This is a genomic window from Novilysobacter erysipheiresistens (assembly GCF_036663935.1).
GTDB lineage: Bacteria > Pseudomonadota > Gammaproteobacteria > Xanthomonadales > Xanthomonadaceae > Novilysobacter > Novilysobacter erysipheiresistens.
The window spans coordinates 48,797-72,193 of sequence record NZ_JAXGFP010000007.1 but is presented as its reverse complement, the minus strand read 5'-3'; the positions used below and the strand labels follow the sequence as shown (position 1 = coordinate 72,193).

Sequence of the window (23,397 nt, the reverse complement as noted above, 5' to 3'; positions counted from 1 at the left end):
CGGTCAGTCCGGACGTCGTGCCTGTTCGGTGGCCGGCTCGGGCTCGGCCGGAGCTGCCTCGGCCGGCGCGGCCGGCGCCGGCGTGGCCGCGACTGGGCCGGGGCCCGGATCGCCCGGCCGGGTCGCCGGTTCCGCGGTCGCCCGGACCTTCTCGCCGGGGCGCAGCTTGCCGGTGCCGTCGACCACGATGCGGTCGCCGACCGCCAGCCCCGACAGCACCTCGGCCATGCCGTTGCGGCGGCTGCCGATCTGGATGTCGGCGCGCTCGACGGTGTCGTCGGCACGCACGCGGTACACGAACGAGCTGTTGCCGACCTGCACCACCGCGATCTCCGGCACCAGCAACGCCTCGCGTTCGGGCCGGATCAATGTCACCTGCATCAGCATGCCGGGGCGCAACGCGCGGTCGGGATTGGCGAACTCGCCACGCACGGTGACCGCGCGGGTGCTCGGGTCGACCCGCGAGGCGACGGTGGCGACGGTGCCTTCGAACTCACGCCCCGGGTAGGCGGCGCTGGTCGCGGTCAGGCGCTGGCCGGCGGCCAGGTGCGCCAACGCCGCTTCCGGCACCGGGAAGTCGACATAGACCCGCGAGGTGTCGTCGAGCGTCGCGATCGCGGTGCCCGGGGTGACCAGGGTCCCCGGGCTGACCTGACGCAGGCCGAGCACGCCGGAGAACGGCGCCCGGATCACCCGGTCGCTGAGCTGGGCGCGGATCTGCGCGACCCGGGCATTGGCGGCGTCGCGGGTGGCGCGCTGGCTGTCGAGCGCGGCGCGCGCGATCAGCTGCTGTTCGGCGAGGTTGGCCTGGCGCTGGTAGAGCCGCTCGGCCTCGTTCGCCGCGGCCTGCGCCTCGGCCAGTCCGGCGCGCTGCTGGCGTCCGCTCAGGGTGATCAACGGGGCGCCGGCCTCGACCAGGTCACCGCTGTCGAAATGCACGTCCTCGACCGTCTCGCTGACCTTGGCGGTCAAGGTCACCGATTCGCGCGCCTTGACCGTGCCCAGCGCCTGCACGGTGTCGCTCCACGGCTGCATCCGGACCGGCTGGGTGGTCACCGCGAGCGCCCGCGCGCCATCGCGGGCCGGCGCATCGTCACCGCAGGCGGCCAGGGTCAAGGCAATCGCAAGGGCGCAGGCCGCGCCGAGTCCGGTGGGGATTCGCATGCTTTCTCGGGTTCGGGGAATCGATCGGGGAGTGTAGTCGCGGGCAGGTAACGCCCGCGTGGGCCAAAGGTTGACAGCACATCGGGCAAAGCCCCGCCACGACGGCGGGAGAGGTCGCTGGCCTCGTCCGGATAACGATCCCGTTCGCCTCGCTATGGCAGGCTTGGCGGCCTGTCGCCCTCCCCCACTCCCAGGACTTCCCATGCTCCACGACAGCATCGTCGACACCATCGGCCGCACCCCGATCGTCCGGTTGCAGCGGCTGGCGCCCGCCCACGTCACCCTGCATGCCAAGGTCGAGGCGTTCAATCCCGGCGGCTCGGTCAAGGACCGGCTGGCGATCGCGATCATCCTCGACGCCGAGGGCCGCGGCGCGCTCAAGCCCGGCGACACCGTGGTCGAGGCGACCAGCGGCAACACCGGCGTGGCGCTGGCGATGGTCTGCGCGGCGCGCGGTTACAGGTTCGTCGCGGTGATGACGGAAACCTTCTCGATCGAGCGGCGCAAGTTGATGCGGGCCTACGGCGCCAAGGTAATCCTGACCGCCGCGGCCGAACGTGGCACCGGCATGGTCCGCCGCGCGCGCGAGCTGGCCGACCGGCACGGCTGGTTCCTCGCCAGCCAGTTCGACAACCCGGCCAACCCGGCGTACCACCGCCAGACCACGGCGGCGGAGATCCTGCAGGATTTCGCCGGCCGCCGGCTCGACCACTTCGTCACCGGCTGGGGCACCGGCGGCACCCTGACCGGGGTCGGCGAGATGCTCAAGCTGGCCCGCCCCGAGGTCCGCATCAGCGCCTGCGAACCGGCCGGCGCCTCGCTGCTGGCCGGCAAGGAATGGCAGCCGCACAAGATCCAGGGCTGGACCCCGGACTTCGTGCCCGCGGTGCTCAATCGCGAGGTCGCCGACGCGATACTGCCGATCGACGACATACTCGCCCGCGACACCGCGCGCCGGCTGGCAGCCGAGGAAGGCATCTTCGTCGGCATCTCCGCCGGCGCGACAGTCGCGGCCGCGCTGCAGGTGGCCAAGGATGCGGAGGAAGGCGCGGTGATCCTGGCGATGCTGCCGGACACCGGCGAGCGCTACCTGAGCACTTTCCTGATGGAAGGGGTCAACGAAGGTTCGGACGACGAGTGGCTGGCGGGGCTGGGTTGACTGTTCGGCGCCGTCTCCATTTGTAGGAGCGACGTAAGTCGCGACCCGCCGAACCCGGGAGGCGATGTACAAGTCGCGACTTACGTCGCTCCTACATCGAAGCCGCCTTCGCCACGTCGGCGGCAAAAAAAACGCCGGCTCGAGGCCGGCGTTTTTCGTTCCGAAATGGCTGGCGCGTTACGCCGCCTTCCATTGCCCCAGCGCCGCCAGGCCATTGTCGCGCGCACGCGCGAACACCGTCTCCTGCGCCTTGCCGACGTTGGCGACGATGTCCTGCGCCCACAGCTTCAGCGCCGCCGACTGCATCGCCCGGCCGTAGGAGAACGACAGCGGCCACGGGTGCGGGCCGGCCTTGTTCATCGCGTCGAGGTGCGCGGTCGCGTCCTGGTCGGACTGGCCGCCCGACAGGAACACGATGCCCGGCAGGGTCGCCGGCACGGTCGACTTCAGCACCTGCAACGTCGCCGCGGCGACTTCCTCGATGCTGGCCTTGTCGCCGCTGGTGGTACCCGGCAGGACCATCGACGCCTTGAGGATGGTGCCTTCGAGCATGACGTTGTGCTCGTACAGCGAACCGAACAGCGAACGCAGGGTGACTTCGGTGACCTCGAAGCAGGTGTCGATGTCGTGGTTGCCGTCCATGATCACCTCCGGCTCGACCATCGGCACCAGGCCCTGCTCCTGGCACAGCGCGGCATAGCGCGCGAGCGCGTGGGCATTGGCCTCGATGCAGGTACCCGACGGCGCGTCGTCGCTGATGTTGATGACCGCGCGCCACTTGGCGAAGCGGGCGCCGAGCTTGTAGTACTCCTCCAGCCGCGCGCGCAGGCCGTCGAGGCCCTCGGTCACCACCTCGCCCGGGAACCCGGCAAGCGCGTGGGTGCCCTTGTCGACCTTGATGCCCGGGATGATCCCGTTGTCGGTCATGAGCTTGGTGAACGGCACGCCGGCCTTGGTCGACTGGCGCAGGGTCTCGTCGAACAGGATCGCGCCGGAGATGTGCTCGCCCAGATTCGGGGTCGACAGCAGCATCTCGCGGTAGGCGCGGCGGTTCTCTTCCGTGCACTCGACGCCGACGCCATCGAAACGCTTCTTGATGGTCGCGTTGGACTCGTCGATGGCGATGATGCCCTTGCCCGCGGCGACCATGGCCTGGGCGGTTTCGGCAAGCTGTTCGATGCTCATGGGGTTCCTGCGGGTGGCTTGGGGTAGCCCTCAAGTATACCCAGCCCCCACCGGAAAGACCATTTTGAAACAGTGGCTTAGAGCTCGCCGAGACCCTCGGCCTTGCCGCCCTCGCCGACCTGCAGCAGGCGCAGGGTGTTGGTCGCACCGCGGTGTTCCATGTGGTCGCCGCTGGTGAAGATCAGGCGCTCGCCCTCGTCCAGCCGGCCGGCGTCGAACAACTGCTGGATCGCGCTGCGCACGGCGTCGCGGGTGGCAAGGCCGCGGCTGTCGAAGTCCATCGGCACCACCGCGCGCATCAGCGCCATCTGCCGGCGCGCGCCGGGGTGGCGCGACAGCCCGAACACCGGCGCCGGCGAGCGGAACCGCGACAGGAAGCGCGCGGTGCCGCCGGACTCGGTCATCGCCACGATTGCGCGCACGCCGACGTGCTCGGACAGGAACATCGCCGCCATCGCGATCGCCTGGTCGGCGCGCTGCAGGTTGCGCGGGGCGTCCTCGAAGTCGGTGTCGTGGTCGAACTGGCGCTCGGCGCCGAGGCAGATCCGCACCAGCGCCTCGACCGACTTGACCGGGTAGCGGCCGGCGGCGGACTCGGCCGACAGCATCACCGCGTCGGTGCCGTCGATCACCGCGTTGGCGACGTCGAGCACCTCGGCGCGGGTCGGGATCGGGCTTTCGACCATCGACTGCAGCATCTGGGTGGCGGTGATCACCACTCGGTTGCGGGCCAGCGATTCGCGGATGATCTTCTTCTGCAGGCCGGGCAGTTCGGCATCGCCGATCTCGACCCCGAGGTCGCCGCGCGCGACCATCACCACGTCGCTGGCCTCGATGATTTCGGCGAGGTTCTCGATCGCCTCGGTGCGCTCGATCTTCGACACCAGCGCGGCGTCGCTGCCGGCCGCGCGCGCGATCGCCCGGGCCTCGTCCATGTCGGCGGCGGTGCGGCAGAACGACACCGCGATGAAGTCGGCATCGAGCTCGGCGGCGACCTTGATCAACTCGCGGTCGCGCTCGGTCAGCGCGCCCAGCGACAGGCCGCCGCCCTGCTTGTTGAGTCCCTTGCGATCGGACAGCTCGCCGTCGTTGAGCACGCGGGTGACGATGCGCTCGCCTTCGACCGACTCGACCTGCAGTTGCATCATGCCGTCGTCGAGCAGCAGCACGTCGCCGGGCGCGACATCGCCGGGCAGGCCGAGGTAACTGACGCCGATTTCCGACGCGGTCCCGGGCGCGGCATCGGCGCGCGCGATCAGGTCGAAGCGCTCGCCGGTCTTCAGCTGGACCTTGCCGTCGGCGAAGCGCTCGATCCGGATCTTCGGCCCCGGCAGGTCGCACAGGATGCCGACCTCGCGGCCGACCCGCTGGCCGGCCTCGCGCACGGCCTGGGCGCGCGCCAGCTGCGAGGCCGGGTCGCCGTGCGAGAAGTTGAGCCGGACCACGTCGACGCCTGCGGTCAGCAGCGCATCGAGGACGCCGGGGGGATCGGTCGCCGGACCGAGGGTGGCAAGGATCTTGGTACGTCGCAGCGTGATCGACATGGCATGCTTCCTGGATTGCGGATCACGCTAGCACAGCTTCCGCGCCATGCTGGTTGCATACGAATGCAGGCCCCGACCGAACACCCGCGCGACGACCTGCCCCTGCTCGAAGGCGCACGCGTTCGCCTGCGCGGCTTTCGCGAGGACGACCTGGGTGACTTCTACGCGGTGCATTCCGATCCGGTGGTGAACCGCTACTGGAGCTTCCCGGCGTGGACCGATCCGTCGCAGGCGCGCGACTACTTCGCCAGCGCGATCGGCGGCCGCGACGCCGACCGGATGCTGTGCTGGGCGATTGCCGATCTCGACAACGACCGCCTGATCGGCGCCACCACCCTGTTCGCGATCAATCGACCGCAGGGTCGCGCCGAGGTCGGCTATGCGCTAAGCGCCAGCCACTGGGGCCGCGGCCTTGCGCAGGAGGCGCTGCGGCTGGTGCTTGGCCATGCGTTCGATGCGTTGGAACTGCGCCGGATCGAGGCCGACATCGATCCGCGCAATGCGGGGTCGTGCAGGTTGATCGAACGCATGGGGTTTGTTCGCGAAGGATTGTTGCGCGAACGCTGGTGCGTTGCCGGCGAGGTCAGCGACTCGGCGATCTACGGATTGTTGGCCACGGACTGGCGCGCGAAAAACCTGTAGGAGCGGCTTCAGCCGCGAACAAGAATCGGTTTGCCCGATCGACCCCAGTTCGCCAGCGACCGTCTTACAGAACTTGAGAGAACCGATTGCCGGATCGCGGCTGAAGCCGCTCCTACAAAAGCTCGAGGGCCCCGACCAGTCTCAACCCCGCGCGTCGAGCGCCGTCACCGCCGGCAACTGCTTGCCTTCGAGGAACTCCAGGAACGCGCCGCCGCCGGTGGAGATGTAGGACACGTCGGCTTCGATACCGTACTTGTCGACCGCCGCCAGGGTGTCGCCGCCGCCGGCGATCGAGAACGCATCGCTGGCCGCGATCGCCCGCGCCAGCGCTTCGGTGCCGTGGCCGAAGGCGTCGAACTCGAACACCCCGACCGGGCCGTTCCAGACCACGGTGCCGGCGCGCTTGATCAGCTCGGCATAACGCGCGGCGGTGTCCGGGCCGATATCGAGGATCATGTCGTCGGCGCCGACCGCGTCGATTGCCTTGACCGTCGCCGGCGCATCGGCCGCGAACGCCGGCGCGACCACCACGTCGGTAGGCACCGGGATGTCGGCGCCGCGCGCCTTGGCGTCGGCCATGATCTTTTTGGCGGTGTCGATCAGGTCCATCTCGACCAGCGACTTGCCGACGCCGTGGCCCATCGCGGCGATGAACGTGTTGGCGATGCCGCCGCCGACGATCAACTGGTCGACCTTCGACACCAGCGATGCCAGCAACTCCAGCTTGGTGCTGACCTTGGAGCCGGCGACGATCGCCAGCAGCGGCCGCGCCGGCTGGTCGAGCGCCTCGCCGAGGGCGTCGAGTTCGGCCATCAACAGCGGTCCACCGGCGGCGACCTTCGCGTGCTTGATGACGCCGTGGGTCGAGGCCTGCGCGCGGTGAGCGGTGCCGAACGCATCCATCACGAACACGTCGCACAACGCCGCGTAGGCCCTGGCCAGCGCCTCGTCGTCCTTCTTCTCGCCGACGTTCATGCGGCAGTTCTCCAGCAGCATCAGCTGGCCGGGTTTGACGTCGACGCCGCCGACCCAGTCCTTGACCAGCGGCACGTCGATGCCGAGCAGTTGCGACAGGCGATCGGCAACCGGCTGCAGCGATTCGTGCTCGCTCCAGACGCCCTCGCTGGGGCGACCGCGGTGCGACATCACCATCACCGCCGCACCCTTTTCCAACGCGAGCTTCAGCGTCGGCAGGGCGGCGCTGATGCGCTGCTCCGAGGTGATCCGGCCGTCCGCGTCGATCGGCACGTTGAGGTCCTCGCGGATCAGCACGCGCTTGCCGGAAAGGTCGAGGTCGGTCATGCGGACGATGGTCATGGGCGCTTCCGTGGTTGTACGGGGGAGCCAGCTGGCTCGACAAGCCCGCTATTGTCCCGCCACGCGGTGAAGCCGGCAAACGCGCGCGGTGCTGCCGCATGACGCGGAGCCGCAAGGACCGCCCCGCCGGACTCAGGTTGACGAATTGCGCGGGTTGCGCAGGACCGCGACCGCCAACGAAGCCACCAGCAGCACGCCGAGGCCCAGCACACCCCAAAGCATCCATGTCTTCCAGTCGCGCGTCGGCGTCAGTGCTGCTGCGCCGGCCAATGTTTTCGATTCGCCCAGTTCGGCCCGCGCCGGTTGCCAGTCCGGCCCATGCTGGTCGCGCAGGGCGGCCAGCAGTTGCGGCAGCGGCGAGGCTTGCTGCTGCACGCGGGCGCTGCCGGCGACCAGTCGATACGGCGCCGGCCCGCGCGCAAGGAACACCACGGTTTCCGGGCGATAGCCCAGGCGCAGTGTCGGCGTCCCGGCGACGCCGGCGTCGCTGCGCAGCCGCCAGTGCCGGTCGCGTATGGCGGTATCGAGCACGCGCGCGGCCGAGCGGCTTGCGCCACCGGCAGTCCCAACCCGGTAGGCGATCCAAGGCCCCGCGCGCAGACGCCATGGCGCGTCGGCGTCATCGCGGCTCTCCAGCCGCCATTCGGCCGCGTGGTTGCCGGGCATCGCCACGTCGACCTGGCCGACCGGAAAACGACCGTCGAGTCGATACTCGAATACGCGCTGCGCCGGTTCGGTATCGACCGGCGACAACTCCAGCCATTGCGGTGCCGGCACCGGGCCGAGCGCGAGCACGGCGTCGACGCCGGTCAGCGTGACTGGCCCGCCGCGGCCTTCCGGCAGCAGGCGCAGGTAATGCGCATCCGTGCCACCCGGCAGATCGATGCGCCGTTGCAGCAGGCGATGGCCGTCGCGCTGCAGGTCGATCAAGCGGCCATGGGCCGGCAAAGGTCGCCAATGCTCGAGATTGTCGCTGGCCTCGAGCCGATATCCCAGGTCCATCCCCGTGACCGGCGCCCACCCCAGCTCGAGTGCGACGACGCTTGCGTCGATACCGCCCAGGTCCAGCAGCCATGCACCGTCGGCCGCTGGCATCGGCGTGCCGTCCTCGCTGCGAACCTCGACCTGGCGCAACCGCCCGTCGGCATCGGCTCGCGTAATCAGCTGCCACTCCGCTGCGCCGCGACCCGGCACCGGCAACGCGAACAGCGGCACCGATGCGCGCTGGACGGGCTGCGCCGGCACCGGCAGCCGCGCCACCGGCAGCACCGCACCCTCGCCATTGAGCACCGCCAAGTCGCCCAGATCGGCAGCCTGCAGTTGCCGGTACACCGAGGCATCCAGTTGCACCTGGTACGCGCCCGCATCCTCACTCTCGAGCCGCAACGGCCACTGCGTCGCGTAGTCGGCCTGCGGCGCCGCCATGGCGAGCAGGGGCAACGCCAGCAATCCGATCAGTACCTGTCTCATTGCGCCGCCTCCTCGCCAAGCTCGAATTCCTGTGCGCCGGCGCGTGGCGGCGCCGGTGCGAAATAGCCGACCACCGTGCACAGCAACCCGTAGGCGATGAACGAAACGATGCCAAGCAGGTTGCCCAGGTGCTGGCGGTCGACCAGCAGCAGCTTTGCCAACACGACCGCCATCAGCACCGCGCCGGCCAGCCACAGCGCGCGCTGGCCGCGGCGCGAACCGACGATCCAGCCGAACACGCCCAGCAGGCTCCAGACCACGGTCAAGCTGGTCTGCACAAGGCTGGTCGAGAACATCGCATCGCTCCAGGGCACGTCGCCCCAATGCCGGCAGGCGCGCAGCACTTCCACGCTGACCAAGGCAAAGCCGGCCGCCGCCAATACAGGCACGCGCCAACGCGCCAACTCACCGGCCGCCGGCGTGCGCCACCAAGCGGCCAGCAACGCCAGCGCGGCAAGTTGCATCAGGCCAAGCGGATTCAATACCGGCAACCACGGCAGCGGCGCGCTATGGCCCGGTTGCCACAGCGCGAGCAGCCATCCCAGCGCCAGCAGCGCGACAACCAGCCCATGTATCGAGTCGCGCCATTGTCCGAAACGTTCGCCCATCGGCGGCGCCAACAGTTGCGACCGCCATTGCAGCAGCGCCGCCAGCGCGAGCCACGGCAGCGCGAACGCCGTCCATTCCCAACTGCCGGCGATCGCCAACCGTTCGACCAGGTGCTGCAGCGACAACGCCAGCATCAACGTCCAGGCGATCAACCAGGCGCTGTGCGCCAGCCCCGGCATCGAACCGCCCTCCGCGCGCAGGCTGCCGAGCATGCGCCAGCCGGTGATCGCGAACAGCGCCCACGCCGCCAGCCCGTATCCGCCCACGGGCCAGGCGTGTGCCTCGTGCTGGGCGAGCGCCAACGGCACCGCCGCCATAACCGCGAGCGTGGCGGTCCATGCCAGCGCCGCCGACGGCAGCCGGCGATGGGTCTCCGACGCCAGCCATCCGGTGATCGCCGCCAGCGCCAACACGTAATCGGGCGCGAGCTCGTCGAGGACGTACTGGTCGATTTCGTGCAGGGCAGTGCCCAGCCACCACGCGAGCGCCCACAGGTAATAGACCACCGAGGCCTGCGACCCGGGCTGCGCGCGCCGGTAGCTCCAGGCGCTGGCGAAACCGCCCAGCGCGATCAGCAGGCCGGCCATGAATGCCGCGTTGACGATGCCGACCGACGCGATCGGCAAACCGTCAACCGCGATCGCGAATGCAATCGCCGCCGCCACCTGCAGCGCGCCGCCGGTCCATTGCTGGCGTCGGCTGTGCTGGCGCAGTCCGAGCCAGGCCAATCCCGCACCCTCCAGCGCGAACACCGCCGCGGTCGCCTGCGCCGACAACGCCAGCGGCACTGCCAGCGTCGCGAACCCCAGCGCTAGCACCGCGTACGGCGCGACCAGGCGGTGAAAGTGTTCGCGACCGCGCAACCACCACGCCAGCGCGGCGTGGATCGCACCCAGCGCCAGCGCACAGAACGCCAGCGGCAGGCGCTCGCCGTCCAGCAATCCGGCCTGCAGCGAGAACGCTACCAGCGGCGTGCCGAACACCAGGCAGCCATCGAGCAGGTCGCGCCGCCCGGCCGCCCGCCGTCGCGCGTAGAGGATCGGGATCAGCAGGTAGAACGCGAAGAACAGCAGCAGGAACGGCTCGGTGGTCGCGAAGTCCTCCGGCCGATAGCGCAGCACGCCCCACGCCGTGCCGATGCCGAAGGTGAACGCGAACCCGAGGACGTTGAGCAGCCGCCAGGCGCGCATCCAGGCGATCGCGAAGATGGCCGCGTTGAGCACCGCGTAATAGCCGAACAGCGCGACATGGTTGCCGGTCCCGGTCGACAACCACAGCGGTGCGAGGAAACCCGCCAGCAGGCCGAGCACCGCCAGCGCCAACGCCTTCTGCTTGACCGCGAGCACGCCGGCACCGGCCACCAGCACCACGCTGAGGCCAAACGCGACGCCGGCCGGCAACAGCGGATACAGCTTGAACGCGGCGAACACCACCAGCAGCAGCACGCCGATCGCGCCACCCTGCAGGCTCAGGGCGAAGCTGCGCCGCGAGTCGCGCTGGCGCCAGCCGAACAACAGCGCCGCGGCCGCCGCGGCGGCGACGCCGGCCAGCCGCAGTTCGATCGGCAGCGTCATCCAGCCCTGGTCGCTGGCGTACTTGAGCAACGCGGCCACGCCGGCGAACAGCACCAGCATTCCGACCTTGACCGGCACGTTGCCCTCGGTGAACCAGCGGCGGATCGCGCGTGCGGCCAATTGCAGCGGGTCCGGACGCGAAGGCACCGCTGGTCTGGGCGGCCGGGTGGTCGTGGCCGACCGCGGCGGGGAGGCGGATACGGAGGGCGCGGCCGGAGCCGAAGCCGGCGTCGGGCGCGGTTTCGACTGCGGTGGTATCGGTGGTGATGGCGGTGCGGCCGTACGCGGCGGCGGGGTGGCCGGCCGTGGTGTCGGCTCACGCATCAGCTCGCCGAGGGTCGGTTCGGGTGCGCCTTCGCGCGACGTCCCATGCGTGGCGATCTCGACCTGCAGCTCACCCAACTCGCGCTCGAGCGCATCGACCCGATGTCGCAATCCGCTGATCATCGCCAGCGCCACGATCAGCAACACCGGAACCGCGAGCAGCGTCAGTCCCAGCAGTACGAGCAATCCTTCCATGACCCCGTCCCCAGCCCCTTGTATGAGCGGCAGGCTACACCATGGGTTCGGCGCTGGTTGCCTGTGTACCGAATTCGCACCCACCACCAGATATCGTGTTGACGATATCTACCATCCCCACTATGTTGTGCCCGTCGGTGCCGACCTCGCGGTCGGCTTAAAACGGGAAGCCGGTGCGGACACCTCGTCCAATTCCGGCGCTGCCCCGCAGCGGTAGTGGAAACGAAAGCCGTCATGGCACTGGGGCGCAAGCCCCGGGAAGCGACGGCCGGTAGGTGGAGCGACCACGCTCCGCGTCCAGAGCCCGAAGACCTGCCGACAGCCGCGCGATGCACACCGCGCGGTGACCGGCCAGGGAGTCTTCGGACTCCGCGCCCGCGGGGGCGTGGCCGTGCCGTCGATGCCGGGCCTGCGCATGCAGGTCGCGACTGTCGAGGGCATCCGCGCCTCCGTGCGCCGTCCTTCGAGGGAAGGCCGGCGAACCGTGCTTCACGCACCGGAGTCACGCCATGACCACTGACATGCCCATCGCGGTTGCCGACGACGCACCCGACCGCGCCGCCACGTCCGATACCCACGCCAGCGCCGCGACGCCACCGACATCAGTCCGCGCCACCGACGCCCCCGGCTTCACCCTGACCCCGCCGGCCGCCGCCTTCAGCATGGCGGTGACCAAGCGCAACGGCAGCCGCGAGCCGGTCGACCTCAACAAGATCGTCCGCGCGATCACCCGCTGCAGCGACGACCTGTACGCGATCGACCCGATGCGCGTCGCCACCCGCACCATCTCCGGCCTGTACGACGGCGCCACCACCCGTGAACTCGACGAGCTGTCGATCCGCACGAGCGCCCTGCTGACCGCCGAGGAACCCGAGTACGGCCGCCTCGCCGCGCGCCTTCTGGCCGGGGTGATCGAGAAGGAAGTCGCGGCGATCGACATCAACGCGTTCTCGCAGTCGGTGCAGCGTGGTCATGAGCTGGGCCTGATCAACGAACGCCTGCTCGGCTTCGTCCAGGCCAATGCGCGCAAGCTCAACGACGCGATCGACAACTCGCTCAACAACCGCTTCGACTACTTCGGCCTGCGCACGCTGTACGACCGCTACCTGCTGCGCCACCCGACCGCGCGCACGGTGATCGAGACCCCGCAGCAGTTCTTCCTGCGAGTGGCCTGCGCGCTGAGCGAGGACGTGTCCGACGCGCTGGCGCTGTACGGGCGGATGGCGCAGCTGGACTACATCCCGTCGTCGCCGACGCTGTTCAACGCCGGCACCACCCATGAGCAGTTGTCGTCGTGCTTCCTCTTGGATTCGCCGGAGGATTCGCTGGAGAGCATCTACCAGCGCTACATGGACGTCGCCAAGCTGAGCAAGTTCAGCGGCGGCATCGGCCTGAGCTACACCCGCATCCGTTCGCGCGGCTCGCTGATCCGTTCGACCAACGGCCTGAGCAACGGCATCGTGCCGTGGCTGAAGACGCTCGACGCCTCGGTCGCCGCGGTCAACCAGGGCGGCAAGCGCAAGGGCGCGGCCTGCGTGTACCTGGAGCCGTGGCATGCCGATGTCGAGGAGTTTTTGGAACTGCGCGACAACACTGGCGACGAGGCCCGGCGCACCCACAACCTCAACCTCGCCAACTGGATACCGGACGAGTTCATGCGCCGGGTCGAGATCGATGCGATGTGGTCGCTGTTCGACCCGCACAAGGTGCCGCAGCTGACCGACCTGTTCGACGAGGCGTTCGACCGCGCCTACGCCGCCGCCGAGGCCGCCGGGCTCGCCCACAAGCAGGTCAAGGCGCGCGAGCTGTACGGTCGGATGATCCGCACCCTGGCGCAGACCGGCAACGGCTGGATGAACTTCAAGGACAAGTCCAACCGCGCCTGCAACCAGACCGCGAAAGCCGGCAGCGTGGTGCATCTGTCGAACCTGTGTACCGAGATCCTCGAGGTCACCTCGCAGGACGAGACCGCGGTGTGCAACCTTGGCTCGATCAATCTGTCGCACCATGTCGAGCTGTACGAGGAAGGCCCGGTGCATGGCGAGGCCGGTCTCTTCGAGTTCGACAAGCTCGCCGAAACCGTGCGATTGGCGGTTCGCCAACTCGACCGGGTGATCGACCTCAACTTCTACCCGATCGAGACCGCGCGCCGAGCCAACCTCAAGTGGCGGCCGGTCGGACTCGGCGCGATGGGCCTGCAGGACGTGTTCTTCAAGCTGCGGCTGCCGTTCGACTCCGAGCCGGCGCGGGCGCTGTCGAAAAAGATCGCCGAGGAAATCTATTTCCACGCGCTGTCGGCGTCGAACGAACTGGCGCTGGAGCACGGTAAACATCCCGCCTTCGACGACACCCGCGCCGCCAATGGCGAACTGCAGTTCGAGGCCTGGGACGCGCAGCCGACCGACGCCGAACGCTGGGATGGCCTGCGTGCGCGCATCCGCGAACACGGCCTGCGCAATTCGCTGCTGATCGCGATCGCGCCGACCGCGACCATCGCCTCGATCGCCGGCTGTTACGAGTGCATCGAACCGCAAGTGTCGAACCTGTTCAAGCGCGAGACCCTGTCGGGCGACTTCATCGTGGTCAACCGCTACCTCGCTGACGAGCTGAAGGCACTGGGCCTGTGGACGCCGGAGTTGCGCGACGCGATCAAGCGTGCCGATGGCTCGATCCAGGGCATCGACGCGATTCCCGATTCGCTGCGGCAGGTCTACCGCACCGCGTGGGAATTGCCGATGCGCTCGCTGATCGACATGGCCGCCGACCGCGGCGCGTTCATCGATCAGAGCCAGTCGCTCAACCTGTTTATCGAGAGCCCGAATATCGGGCAGCTGTCGTCGATGTACATGTATGCGTGGAAGCAAGGGTTGAAGACGACGTATTACCTGCGCTCGCGGCCGGCGACGAGGATTGCCAAGGCGACCGTAGGGAACGCCGCGGCAGGCGCGCCGGTGCCGGTGGATGAGGCGATTGCCTGCTCGCTGGAGAACCCGGAGAGCTGCGAGGCCTGCCAGTAACGCCCCCCTTTTGTAGGAGCGACGTGAGTCGCGACCCGCCGACGTCGCGATTCCCTGCGCGTTCGCGAATTACGTCGCTCCTACACCCGCGCGCGCCCGCGTCGTCCAACCGAATTCCAAGGATCCACCATGTCCACCCACCTGCTCGACCCCGGCTTCGACCTCACCCTGAGGCCGATGCGCTACCCGCGCTTCTACGACATGTACCGCGACGCGATCCGCAATACCTGGACCGTCGAGGAGGTCGACTTCTCGCTCGACGTCAACGACCTGCGCCACAAGTTCGGACCGGCCGAGCGCCACCTGGTCGAGCGGCTGGTCGCGTTCTTCGCCACCGGCGACTCGATCGTCTCCAACAACCTCGTGCTCAACCTGTACCAGCACATCAACGCTCCCGAGGCGCGGATGTACCTGTCGCGGCAACTGTACGAGGAAGCGCTGCACGTGCAGTTCTACCTGACGTTGCTCGACACCTACCTGCCCGATCCGGCCGAACGCGCCAAGGCGTTCGACGCGGTCGAGAACATCCCCTCGATCCGTGCCAAGGCCGAGTTCTGCTTCAAGTGGATCGACTCGATCCAGGGCATGCAGCGCATCGAGACCCGCGCGCAGCGCCGCCAGTTCCTGCTCAACCTCATCTGCTTCGCCTGCTGCATCGAAGGCCTGTTCTTCTTCGCCGCGTTCGCCTACGTCTACTACCTGCGCTCGCGCGGACTGCTGCACGGGCTGGCCAGCGGCACCAATTGGGTGTTCCGCGACGAGAGCTGCCACATGGCGTTCGCGTTCGAGGTGATCGACACCGTGCGCAAGGAGGAGCCGTCGCTGTTCGATGCCGAACTAGAACGCGAGATCGTGCAGATGCTGACCGAAGCGGTCGACTGCGAGATGCAGTTCGCCGCCGACACCCTGTCCGGCGGCGTGGTCGGGCTGTCGCTCAAGGACATGCGCCAGTACCTGGAGTACTGTGCGGACCAGCGGCTCGGACAACTGGGGATGCCGAAGCATTTCGGCGCAAGCAACCCGTTCGGCTTCATGGACTTGCAGGACGTACAGGAGGTCACCAACTTCTTCGAACGCCGGGTCTCGGCGTACCAGGTCGGCGTGCAGGGCGAAGTCGCCTTCGACGCCGCGTTCTGAAGCGACGTCCGGTCGCGCATCACGCACCATCCCCCGAGTCGAACCGCTCGGATCACTCTGATCGACGGCGCCGCGAGATCGCGGTTGCAACAGGCGGCACGGAGCCGCCGCCCCGGCACGGATCGCGGGGCGACAGCAGGGATGCCGAGGGACGACATGGCAGTCGTCGATGCAGCACCGGACGCCGCGGGGGCCAGGGATGGCCGACAACAGGCGGCATGGATGCCGCCGGCTTGTTCTTTCAGCGCCCGCCGACCACCGGCAAGCCGAGGCCACGCGTCGCCGCGTCGATACCGAGCCCGTAGCGCAGGCTGCGGCCGATCCGGTCGGCGTACTCACCCATCTGCCGCGCGTGCTCCTCGTCGAGCATTTCGGTGGCGGTCTGGCGCCACAAGGCCAGCCACTCCTCGAAATGCGCGGCGTCGATCGGGTGGCCGCGATGCTTGGCCATCGGGTTGCCGCGGTAGGTCTTGGCTCCCAGCGCGACCGAACACCAGAACGAGGTCAGCAGACGCTTGTGTTCGGGCCAGTCGTCGACCGCCGCATTGAATACCGGCCCGAGGGTCGGATGGCGCTGGACGCGGTCATAGAACACGTCGACCAGTTCGGCCAGTTGCTGCTCGGTGAGTTCGGCGGATCGCGTCATGGGCTGGGGCTGGGCAGGGACACGTGATGGTGCACCCGTTAGATGGGGCCCGCCTTGCCCCACGTCAAGCGGCGCAAGAAAAAAGGCCGGGCGAGCGGCCCGGCCTTTTTGTGTTGCGCAGCGCGCGGCGCTTTACTTCGCCGCGACCACCTTGACCATCTCCAGGCACTTGTTGGAGTAGCCCCACTCGTTGTCGTACCAGCTGACCAGCTTGACGAAGCTGTCATCGAGCGCGATGCCGGCCTCGGCGTCGAAGATCGAGGTGCGCGCGTCGCCGCGGAAGTCGGTGGCGACCACCTTGTCCTCGGTGTAGCCGAGGATGCCCTTCAGCGGGCCCTGCGACTGCGCCTTCATCTCCGCGCAGATCTCGGCGTAGGTCGCCGGCTTCTCCAGCTCGACGGTCAGGTCGATCACCGACACGTCCGAGGTCGGCACGCGGAAGCTCATGCCGGTCAGCTTCTTGTTGAGCTCCGGGATCACCACGCCGACCGCCTTGGCCGCGCCGGTGCTGGACGGGATGATGTTCTCGAGGATGCCGCGGCCGCCGCGCCAGTCCTTGTTGGACGGGCCGTCGACAGTCTTCTGGGTGGCGGTGGCGGCGTGCACGGTGGTCATCAGGCCGCGCTTGATACCCCACTTGTCGTTCAGCACCTTGGCAACCGGCGCCAGGCAGTTGGTGGTGCAGCTGGCGTTCGAGATGATCGCCTCGCCCTTGTAGGTCTTGTCGTTGACGCCGTAGACGAACATCGGGGTGGCGTCCTTCGACGGCGCCGACAGGATCACCTTCTTCGCGCCGGCATCGAGGTGCTTCTGCGCGGTCTCGGCGGTCAGGAACAGCCCGGTCGATTCGATCACCACCTCGGCGCCGACCTCGTCCCACTTCAGGTTGGCCGGGTCGCGTTCCTGGGTCAGGCGGATCTTCTTGCCGTTGACGATCAGGTTGTTGCCGTCGACCGACACCTCGCCCTTGAAGCCGCCGTGGACCGAGTCGTACTGCAGCATGTAGGCCAGGTAGTCCGGCTCCAGCAGGTCGTTGATGGCGACGATCTCGATGTCGTTGCCGAAATTCTGCACGGCCGAGCGCAACACGTTGCGTCCGATGCGGCCGAAACCGTTGATACCAACCTTGATCGCCATTACGGGCTCCTGATGGGCGGAACTGGTGGGAGGAAGCGGATAGATCAGGGTATTTTAGCCTGTTGCCCGCGCGAGTGCCCCGCGCCCACCCCGCCCCGAGACCAACGCCATGCGCCGTTCACGCCCCGTCGCCCTTGTGCCCTTGCTGCTTGCCGCGGTGCTGTTGCTGCTCGCCGGGCCGGTTGGCGCCTGGGGGCCGCAGGGCCACCGCCTGGTTGCCGCGCTGGCCTGGGCCGGCCTCACCCCGCAGGTCCGCGCCGAAATCCTCGTTTTGCTGGCCGGCGAGCCCGACCCGACCCTGCCCGGCATCGCCAATTGGGCGGATCAGCTGCGCGCCGAGGATCCGGACCTGGGCAAGCGCAGCGCGTCCTGGCATTACGTCAACATCGCCGAGGAAGACTGCCACTACGACGCCGCGCGCGATTGCCCCGGCGGCAACTGCGTGGTCGGCGCGATCGACCGGCAGCTGACGATCCTGGCCGACCACGGACAGCCCTTGGCCGTGCGTCGGCAGGCGCTGAAGTTCGTGGTCCATTTCGTTGGTGACGTGCACCAGCCGCTGCATGCCGGCTTTGGCCACGACAAGGGCGGCAACACCGTGCAGGTCCACCTTGATGGCGACGGCAGTAACCTGCATCGCTTGTGGGACAGCGGCCTGCTGAATACCGCGGATCGCGACGATGCCGACTACCTGCAGCACCTGCAGCCGCCGGCGAGCGGGCTCGATGGCGCCCCCGCCGATTGGGCCGAAGCCTCGTGCAGGATCGCAATACAGCCCGGCCTGTACCCGGCGCGCGCGAAGATCGACGACGCCTATGTGCAACGCTGGCGCCCCATCGCCGAGGCGCAGTTGCGTCGCGGCGGCGCGCGGCTCGCGGCCGTATTGAACGGCGCGCTGGCCCGCTGACGGCAGGCAACGCCGCAGCCGACGTAGTATTGGGCGACCGCAGCGGAGACCCGCCCATGGTTCCCAGCGTCCAACCGTTCTTCCATCGCGACAGCAACACGTGGACCTACGTGGTCACCGAAGCCGGTGGGTCGTCGGCGGCGATCATCGACCCGGTGCTCGATTTCGATGTCCGGGCCGGCCGGACTTCAACCGTCTCGGCCGAAGCGGTGCTGGCGTTCGTGCACGAGCATGGCCTCGACGTGCAGTGGATCCTCGAAACCCACGCCCACGCCGACCACCTCAGCGCCGGCGACTGGCTCCGGCGGCAGTTGCCCGGCGCCCGGCTCGCGATCGGCGATGGCATCCGCACGGTACAGCGCGAGTTCGCATCGATCTTCAACTTCGGCGCCGACTTCGCGGTCGACGGCTCGCAGTTCGACCGCCTGTGGCACGCCGACGAAACATTCAGCGTCGGCACGCTGCCGGCGCGGGTGATCGGCGTGCCCGGCCACACCGACGACAGCTGCGCCTACCTGATCGGCGACGCGCTGTTCACCGGCGACTCGCTGTTCATGCCCGACAGCGGCACCGCGCGTTGCGACTTCCCCGGCGGCAGCGCCGCGACCCTGTATCGATCGATCCGGCAGATGTACCAGTTGCCCGACACCACGCGGCTGTTCGTCTGCCACGACTACGGCGCCGGCGGCAGCCGCGAGGTCGCCTGCGAAACCACCATCGGCGCGCAGAAAAGCGACAACATCCATGTCCGCGCCGAGACCGGCGAGGCGGAGTTCGTGCAACTGCGCGAAGCCCGAGACGCCACCCTGTCGATGCCGGCGCTGATGCTGCCCGCGGTGCAGGTCAACATCCGCGCCGGCGAGTTGCCGCCGGCCGAAGCCAACGGCGTGCGTTACCTGAAGGTCCCGCTCGACCGGTTCTGAGACATCGCCTTTCGCAGGACGCTCATCGGCATGCCCACGCCATTGAGCGCCGCATTGCGGCGTCAACAGCGTGTTAAACGCCGCGATCGCCTGAGTGAAGCAAGTTTGGCTTGAACGAATTGCTAGACCTGCGTTGCAGCAAGTCAGTCAGCCCTGAACGTCCGCCCAGAAGGACCGGAGGTGGCCCACATAAGATACTGCACGACGATCTCACCCAGACGGCGCTCGCTCGGGGTTTTGAGCATGTGGTCGCCTCCGGCGACGGACCAATAGAAAATTGCACGATCCGGCTGCTTTCGCATGAGCTCGATAGCCACGAGGTCTGCAGATGAAACGGGTACGCTCTCGTCCTTGTCCCCGTGCGCGATGAACAAAGGAACATTACTTTCTGATAGAAGGTCGAGAGGAGTGTTGTCTACGGCAAACGACTGCCACCGTTCGGAGCTATAGCCCTTGTACTGCTCTGGGGCATTCGATGAAAGAAACTGGTCGAGTTCAGAGAAAACCGCGGAGACACCCCCTATATCGCCTTGAGCACGTGCGAACGCGGCGAAGTCAGCGAACTGCGACGGGCCGGCTCCCCCGATTAGCATTAGCGATTCGGCGGCCGAGGCATCGGACGCTGCAACTCCAGCGGCGACGTCTGATCCTTCAGAAATGCCAACCAAATGGACAGACGCGACCCATTCCTGCTGTCTGAGCCATCTGATCTGGGTAAGGACATCTTCCACACGCTGCTCAAGTGTCACTGCCCCATTTTTCTCTGTGCAAGGACTTAACTTGAAAATCTGCTCGATGGAGAACTCGGGCGCGGACGACAGTGTCTCCAGTGAAACGATGTTTCTACGCTCCAGGTAGACCACATGGGCGTTCATTGATTTCCGTCGGGCAGGCGAGAGCAAAGGAACCGTCGCAAACGCTTCCTCGGGCATGTTGTCGAGCGAGGCAAAAGCCGGCGCGCAAAGCGAGCCCGGTATGAGTACAACTGCCGGAAGCTTCGCATTGCCCTTGTAGCGAATGATGTCTAGTCGGTGGCCACCGGCACTGGTCACAGTCGTGCGTTCCAAGCTCTCCAGACTTGGGAAGTCCGCGAAGGACTTTTTAGCTGCGGCCGGTGTGGCTACGAGAAGCAGACCAGCTAGAGCTGGGGCGATTCCAAACGATCGACTCATGCCACGCTTCTTGCACGCGGTACTACGTTCAGCAGGTCTAACGTCCACTTAGCGCTGCACCAGCGCGACCATCGCGAGCCCGGCGGCTGGTGCTGCCGCGCCGCCCTTGAGGGGCGGGATCGCGAAGTCGACCGGCACGCGCACGCGGCTGGTCACCAGCCGGCCGTTTTCGACTTCGGGAGTGAACGTCCACTTCCAGGCCGCATCGACCGCGGCCTGGTCGAACACCCCGGCCGGCTCGGAGCGCTCGACCACGATGTCGACCGGCTTGCCGCGCGGATCGATATCGATGATCAAGACGACGGTGCCGCTGATACGTTGGGCCACTGCCGCGGCCGGATACGGCGGCGGCGGAAGCGGCGGCGCCGGGGGCGCCGGGGGCGCGGCCGGAGGCGGCGGTGCATCGAGCACGGGTGGGGACGGAGGCGGCGGAGGCGGCGAAGGCGCGTCGGGCGCCAGCGCCACGGAGGGCGGCGGCGGGGGCGAGGGTGCCGTCGGCGGCGCCGGAGGCGCGGGGATCGGCGCCGCGACGGCCGGCGTTACTGCCGGCGCCAGTCGTGCAGGTTGCGCCGCCCACGCGGTAAAGCCAACCGCCAGCGTCAGCACGGCCACGGCCGCGCTGCCGGCGACCCAACGCGACGTGCCCGGAACAGGTTGCTTGAGCATTTCGATTCTCTCCTTGAGTGGATGGGCGTAGCCCCAATGGCACCCCAGCGGCAGCGCTTGCGTCGCCAGTTGGGTCTTGAACATCGCCTCGCCGTAGGCGCGACGCGAATGCGGGTGGCGCGCGATCACGCGCTGGTCGCAGGCCAGTTCCTGGTCGTGGCGGAGGTGGCGCGCGGCGAGGTGCAACAGCGGGTTGAACCACAACAGGCAGCGCAGCACCGCGGCCACGGCGTTGACGTGCAGATCGCCGGCACGGATATGGCTGCGTTCGTGGGCTCGCATCAATGCCTGCTGCTCGGCGCTGTAGCGATGGTCGAAATCCGCCGGCACCACGATCCGCGGCCGCAGCAGGCCTAGCGCGGCCGGCAGACCTTGATTGGAGTCCGCCTGTTGCAAGCCGTCGGCACGCGTACGCAACACACCCAGCGCACGCCGAAATCGCCGTTGCTGGGCGCCGACACCGATCGCCGCGACCACTCCGCCGATCAACCAGGCCCACGCCGCCAGCGCCATCCAGTCGCGGCCGGCCGCGGCATCAATGGGCGTGACTTGCAATTTGCTGCCAGCGTCGGCCGCGATGACCGCCACCGTCGTCGGTTCGATCGCCGCCGGCAGTGACACCGCCAGCAACGCCGCCGGCACCAGCAACCAGCCGGCGTACGCCACGGTGGCGCCGAACCGCTTGCGCAACGGTCGGCGCAGCAGCAACACCAGCACGATCGCGGCGCTGGAGGCGAGCGCGCCCTCGGTCAGGGTCGCGACGATCTCAGGGGCGTTCATCATCGATCTCCTCGAGCAGCTTGCGCAGTTCGGCGACATCCGTGCGGCTGAGCTTGCGGTGTTCGCTGAAGTGCGCGACCAGCGGCGCGACCCGGCCGCCGAACAGGCGGTCGAGCAGGCTTTCGCTCTCGTCGATCAGCCAGTCCTCGCGCTTGAGCACCGGCGTGTACAAGTAGCGCCGACCATCTTTCTCGGCGGCGATCGCGCCCTTGTTGAGCAGGCGGTTGAGCAGGGTCTTGATGGTCGCTTCCTGCCAATGTTGCGCGTCGGCCAATGCCGCGACCACGGCCTCGGCGCTGCGCGGGTGCTCTTGCCAGAGCACGTCCATCACCACCGATTCGGCTTCGCTGATCTGCATGTTGTTTACACCTGTAATCAGGATTTGAATTTACACCTGTAAACCTCGCTGTCAAGTCCGTCTGTTCAAGCCGGATCGCCGCCCGCCGATAACGGTAGCGCCCCTCCCATTGGCCGCCGGCGTGACCCTGATGACCCGCAACTCCCGCGAGCTGACGCCCGCCCCCTGCGAGGAGGCCGCGGAACGACGGGTGCTGCTGATCGAGAATTCGCGGTTCTACGCCGAGATGCTGGTGGTCGAACTGCGCGAGCGCCTGCAGCTGGAGGTGGTGGTGGCGCCGACGCTGGCGGCGGCGCGCGCGGCGCTGTCCTCCGGACAGGGCTTCTTCCTCGCGCTTACCGGCCTGGTGCTGGCCGACGGCGACCACCAGCAGATCGCCAAGCTGCTGGTCGGGCACGGCGTGCCGATGGTGGTGGTGACCGGCGTCTACGAGGAGACCGCGCGCGAACGCATGGCACGGCTGCCGGTGATCGACTACGTGCTGAAGGAGACCCCGGGCAGCATCGACTACCTGGTCTGGCTGGTGCGCCGGCTGCAGCACAACCGGCGCATCACGGCGCTGGTGGTGGACCGTTCCGATTCCGGGCGCACCCACGTGGCCGCGCTGCTGAAGCTGTATGGCTTCAGCGTGACGCTGGCCGCCGACGCCGCCAGCGGACTGCGCGCGCTCGACGCCGATCCGGCGATACGGCTGCTGGTGGTCGACCACAACCTGCCGGACATGGACGGCATCGAGTTCACCCGGCGCGCGCGCCAGGACCGTCCGCGCGACATGCTGTCGATCATCGGGTCGTCGGCGTCGGCCGGGCCGTCCCAGATCGCCCGATTCCTCAAGCACGGGGCCAGCGATTTCGTGGCCAAACCGTTCTCGCGCGAGGAATTCTTCTGCCGCATCTCGCAGAACATCGACAACCTCGAGCTGATCGGCACGCTGCAGGACCTCGCCACGCGCGACTACCTGACCGGGCTGCCCAACCGGCGCCGGTTTTTCCAGGCCGGCGCCCAGGCGATGTCGCGCGAGCAGCCGATGGCAATGGCGATGCTCGACATCGACCATTTCAAGCGGGTCAATGACACCCACGGCCACGATGCCGGCGATGCCGCGCTGAAGGCAGTGGCGGCGGCGATCGCGGCGCATGCGCGCGGCGGCGATGTGGTCGCACGCTACGGCGGCGAGGAGTTCTGCGTGCTTGCGCCGGGAATGTCGGCGCCGCAGGCCGAAGCCTTCTTTGAGCAGTTGCGCGAGACTGTTGCCGACCTGTGCATCGTCTTCAAGGAGCAGCTGCTGAAGGTCACGGTCAGCATCGGCGTCTGCCACCGGGTCGATCGCGACCTGCATGCGTTGCTGACCGACGCCGACCACCTGCTGTACCTGGCCAAGGCCGGCGGCCGCAATCGGGTGGTGTGCCGGTCTTGGGTCGCGGAGAGTTGACGGCACCGGCGCGCGCGGGCGTTGCACATGCATACTCGG

At 68.2% G+C, this 23,397-nt stretch carries 18 protein-coding genes and 1 riboswitch; of the genes, 7 read left to right on the top strand and 11 right to left on the bottom strand.

Annotated features, from left to right (window positions below; all coding sequences use genetic code 11):
* Positions 1 to 3 precede the first annotated feature (3 nt).
* Positions 4 to 1,164, bottom strand: a complete 1,161-nt coding sequence (locus SNE34_RS13035; protein ID WP_332617926.1) for an efflux RND transporter periplasmic adaptor subunit — start codon at positions 1,162 to 1,164, stop codon at positions 4 to 6.
* Positions 1,165 to 1,366: 202 nt separating this feature from the next.
* On the opposite strand from SNE34_RS13035, the gene cysK reads away from it, so the two are divergent.
* The gene (gene cysK, locus SNE34_RS13030) at positions 1,367 to 2,323 is read left to right on the top strand and encodes a cysteine synthase A (protein WP_332617924.1); all 957 of its coding nucleotides are present in this window, start codon (positions 1,367 to 1,369) and stop codon (positions 2,321 to 2,323) included.
* 177 nt (positions 2,324 to 2,500) lie between these two features.
* Here the strand turns inward: cysK and SNE34_RS13025 are convergent, their stop codons facing one another.
* Together SNE34_RS13025 and pyk are read right to left on the bottom strand one after the other, a co-directional pair.
* Positions 2,501 to 3,508 carry a class I fructose-bisphosphate aldolase gene (locus tag SNE34_RS13025; protein ID WP_332617922.1) on the bottom strand — a complete coding sequence of 336 codons (1,008 nt, stop codon included), beginning with the start codon at positions 3,506 to 3,508 and terminating at the stop codon, positions 2,501 to 2,503.
* A 77-nt stretch (positions 3,509 to 3,585) separates the two neighbouring features.
* A complete protein-coding gene (pyk, locus tag SNE34_RS13020) occupies positions 3,586 to 5,052 on the bottom strand; it encodes a pyruvate kinase (RefSeq protein WP_332617920.1) in 1,467 nt (488 codons plus the stop codon).
* Positions 5,053 to 5,115: 63 nt separating this feature from the next.
* On the opposite strand from pyk, the gene SNE34_RS13015 reads away from it, so the two are divergent.
* Complete coding sequence (locus SNE34_RS13015) at positions 5,116 to 5,694, top strand: GNAT family N-acetyltransferase (protein WP_332617918.1); 579 nt, start codon at positions 5,116 to 5,118, stop codon at positions 5,692 to 5,694.
* 141 nt (positions 5,695 to 5,835) lie between these two features.
* Here SNE34_RS13015 and SNE34_RS13010 read toward each other — a convergent pair whose 3' ends face one another.
* From SNE34_RS13010 to SNE34_RS13000, 3 genes are all read right to left on the bottom strand, one after another.
* Positions 5,836 to 7,011, bottom strand: coding sequence for a phosphoglycerate kinase (locus SNE34_RS13010; RefSeq protein WP_332617916.1), 1,176 nt, complete (start codon positions 7,009 to 7,011; stop codon positions 5,836 to 5,838).
* A gap of 132 nt (positions 7,012 to 7,143) precedes the next feature.
* Positions 7,144 to 8,481: a DUF3999 domain-containing protein gene (locus SNE34_RS13005; protein ID WP_332617914.1), complete on the bottom strand. Its 1,338-nt coding sequence runs from the start codon at positions 8,479 to 8,481 to the stop codon at positions 7,144 to 7,146.
* Positions 8,478 to 11,183, bottom strand: a complete 2,706-nt coding sequence (locus SNE34_RS13000) for a DUF2339 domain-containing protein (RefSeq protein ID WP_332617912.1) — start codon at positions 11,181 to 11,183, stop codon at positions 8,478 to 8,480. The genes SNE34_RS13005 and SNE34_RS13000 overlap by 4 nt, the downstream gene beginning before the upstream one ends.
* Positions 11,184 to 11,301: 118 nt before the next feature.
* Positions 11,302 to 11,517, top strand: a riboswitch (cobalamin riboswitch).
* Between the two features lie 328 nt (positions 11,518 to 11,845).
* Here SNE34_RS13000 and SNE34_RS12995 point away from each other — a divergent pair.
* Entirely contained in the window at positions 11,846 to 14,200 is a 2,355-nt protein-coding gene (locus tag SNE34_RS12995) for a ribonucleoside-diphosphate reductase subunit alpha (RefSeq protein ID WP_332618203.1), read from the top strand.
* Between the two features lie 129 nt (positions 14,201 to 14,329).
* Positions 14,330 to 15,337 (top strand): ribonucleotide-diphosphate reductase subunit beta, encoded by a 1,008-nt coding sequence (locus SNE34_RS12990; protein ID WP_332617910.1) that lies wholly within the window; start codon positions 14,330 to 14,332, stop codon positions 15,335 to 15,337.
* Positions 15,338 to 15,578: 241 nt separating this feature from the next.
* On the opposite strand, the gene SNE34_RS12985 is transcribed toward SNE34_RS12990, so the two are convergent.
* Positions 15,579 to 15,983, bottom strand: coding sequence for a group III truncated hemoglobin (locus SNE34_RS12985; protein ID WP_332617908.1), 405 nt, complete (start codon positions 15,981 to 15,983; stop codon positions 15,579 to 15,581).
* Positions 15,984 to 16,115: 132 nt separating this feature from the next.
* On the bottom strand, positions 16,116 to 17,120 hold the full coding sequence (gene gap / locus SNE34_RS12980; protein WP_332617906.1) for a type I glyceraldehyde-3-phosphate dehydrogenase: 1,005 nt from the start codon (positions 17,118 to 17,120) through the stop codon (positions 16,116 to 16,118).
* A 109-nt stretch (positions 17,121 to 17,229) separates the two neighbouring features.
* Between gap and SNE34_RS12975 the strand changes: the two genes are divergently transcribed.
* A complete protein-coding gene (locus tag SNE34_RS12975) occupies positions 17,230 to 18,027 on the top strand; it encodes a S1/P1 nuclease (RefSeq protein ID WP_332617904.1) in 798 nt (265 codons plus the stop codon).
* Positions 18,028 to 18,083: 56 nt separating this feature from the next.
* Positions 18,084 to 18,950 carry an MBL fold metallo-hydrolase gene (locus SNE34_RS12970; RefSeq protein ID WP_332617902.1) on the top strand — a complete coding sequence of 289 codons (867 nt, stop codon included), beginning with the start codon at positions 18,084 to 18,086 and terminating at the stop codon, positions 18,948 to 18,950.
* 143 nt (positions 18,951 to 19,093) lie between these two features.
* Here the strand turns inward: SNE34_RS12970 and SNE34_RS12965 are convergent, their stop codons facing one another.
* Genes SNE34_RS12965 through SNE34_RS12955 form a run of 3 tightly spaced genes read right to left on the bottom strand, consistent with a single transcriptional unit; the run spans position 19,094 to position 21,926 of the window.
* Positions 19,094 to 20,122, bottom strand: coding sequence for an alpha/beta hydrolase family protein (locus tag SNE34_RS12965; RefSeq protein ID WP_332617900.1), 1,029 nt, complete (start codon positions 20,120 to 20,122; stop codon positions 19,094 to 19,096).
* Positions 20,123 to 20,170: 48 nt separating this feature from the next.
* Positions 20,171 to 21,568, bottom strand: a complete 1,398-nt coding sequence (locus tag SNE34_RS12960) for a TonB family protein (protein ID WP_332617898.1) — start codon at positions 21,566 to 21,568, stop codon at positions 20,171 to 20,173.
* On the bottom strand, positions 21,555 to 21,926 hold the full coding sequence (locus SNE34_RS12955; protein ID WP_332617895.1) for a BlaI/MecI/CopY family transcriptional regulator: 372 nt from the start codon (positions 21,924 to 21,926) through the stop codon (positions 21,555 to 21,557). The genes SNE34_RS12960 and SNE34_RS12955 overlap by 14 nt, the downstream gene beginning before the upstream one ends.
* Positions 21,927 to 22,056: 130 nt before the next feature.
* On the opposite strand from SNE34_RS12955, the gene SNE34_RS12950 reads away from it, so the two are divergent.
* The gene (locus SNE34_RS12950; protein WP_332617893.1) at positions 22,057 to 23,358 is read left to right on the top strand and encodes a diguanylate cyclase; all 1,302 of its coding nucleotides are present in this window, start codon (positions 22,057 to 22,059) and stop codon (positions 23,356 to 23,358) included.
* The last annotated feature ends 39 nt before the right edge of the window (positions 23,359 to 23,397 follow it).

What these genes read in the sequence shown, in the direction of transcription:
- SNE34_RS13035 (WP_332617926.1), bottom strand. Translation starts at nt 1,164, where the DNA reads ATGCGAATCCCCACCGGACTCGGCGCGGCCTGCGCCCTTGCGATTGCC.
- cysK (WP_332617924.1), top strand. Translation starts at nt 1,367, where the DNA reads ATGCTCCACGACAGCATCGTCGACACCATCGGCCGCACCCCGATCGTC.
- SNE34_RS13025 (WP_332617922.1), bottom strand. Translation starts at nt 3,508, where the DNA reads ATGAGCATCGAACAGCTTGCCGAAACCGCCCAGGCCATGGTCGCCGCG.
- pyk (WP_332617920.1), bottom strand. Translation starts at nt 5,052, where the DNA reads ATGTCGATCACGCTGCGACGTACCAAGATCCTTGCCACCCTCGGTCCG.
- SNE34_RS13015 (WP_332617918.1), top strand. Translation starts at nt 5,116, where the DNA reads ATGCAGGCCCCGACCGAACACCCGCGCGACGACCTGCCCCTGCTCGAA.
- SNE34_RS13010 (WP_332617916.1), bottom strand. Translation starts at nt 7,011, where the DNA reads ATGACCATCGTCCGCATGACCGACCTCGACCTTTCCGGCAAGCGCGTG.
- SNE34_RS13005 (WP_332617914.1), bottom strand. Translation starts at nt 8,481, where the DNA reads ATGAGACAGGTACTGATCGGATTGCTGGCGTTGCCCCTGCTCGCCATG.
- SNE34_RS13000 (WP_332617912.1), bottom strand. Translation starts at nt 11,183, where the DNA reads ATGGAAGGATTGCTCGTACTGCTGGGACTGACGCTGCTCGCGGTTCCG.
- SNE34_RS12995 (WP_332618203.1), top strand. Translation starts at nt 11,846, where the DNA reads ATGGCGGTGACCAAGCGCAACGGCAGCCGCGAGCCGGTCGACCTCAAC.
- SNE34_RS12990 (WP_332617910.1), top strand. Translation starts at nt 14,330, where the DNA reads ATGTCCACCCACCTGCTCGACCCCGGCTTCGACCTCACCCTGAGGCCG.
- SNE34_RS12985 (WP_332617908.1), bottom strand. Translation starts at nt 15,983, where the DNA reads ATGACGCGATCCGCCGAACTCACCGAGCAGCAACTGGCCGAACTGGTC.
- gap (WP_332617906.1), bottom strand. Translation starts at nt 17,120, where the DNA reads ATGGCGATCAAGGTTGGTATCAACGGTTTCGGCCGCATCGGACGCAAC.
- SNE34_RS12975 (WP_332617904.1), top strand. Translation starts at nt 17,230, where the DNA reads ATGCGCCGTTCACGCCCCGTCGCCCTTGTGCCCTTGCTGCTTGCCGCG.
- SNE34_RS12970 (WP_332617902.1), top strand. Translation starts at nt 18,084, where the DNA reads ATGGTTCCCAGCGTCCAACCGTTCTTCCATCGCGACAGCAACACGTGG.
- SNE34_RS12965 (WP_332617900.1), bottom strand. Translation starts at nt 20,122, where the DNA reads ATGAGTCGATCGTTTGGAATCGCCCCAGCTCTAGCTGGTCTGCTTCTC.
- SNE34_RS12960 (WP_332617898.1), bottom strand. Translation starts at nt 21,568, where the DNA reads ATGAACGCCCCTGAGATCGTCGCGACCCTGACCGAGGGCGCGCTCGCC.
- SNE34_RS12955 (WP_332617895.1), bottom strand. Translation starts at nt 21,926, where the DNA reads ATGCAGATCAGCGAAGCCGAATCGGTGGTGATGGACGTGCTCTGGCAA.
- SNE34_RS12950 (WP_332617893.1), top strand. Translation starts at nt 22,057, where the DNA reads ATGACCCGCAACTCCCGCGAGCTGACGCCCGCCCCCTGCGAGGAGGCC.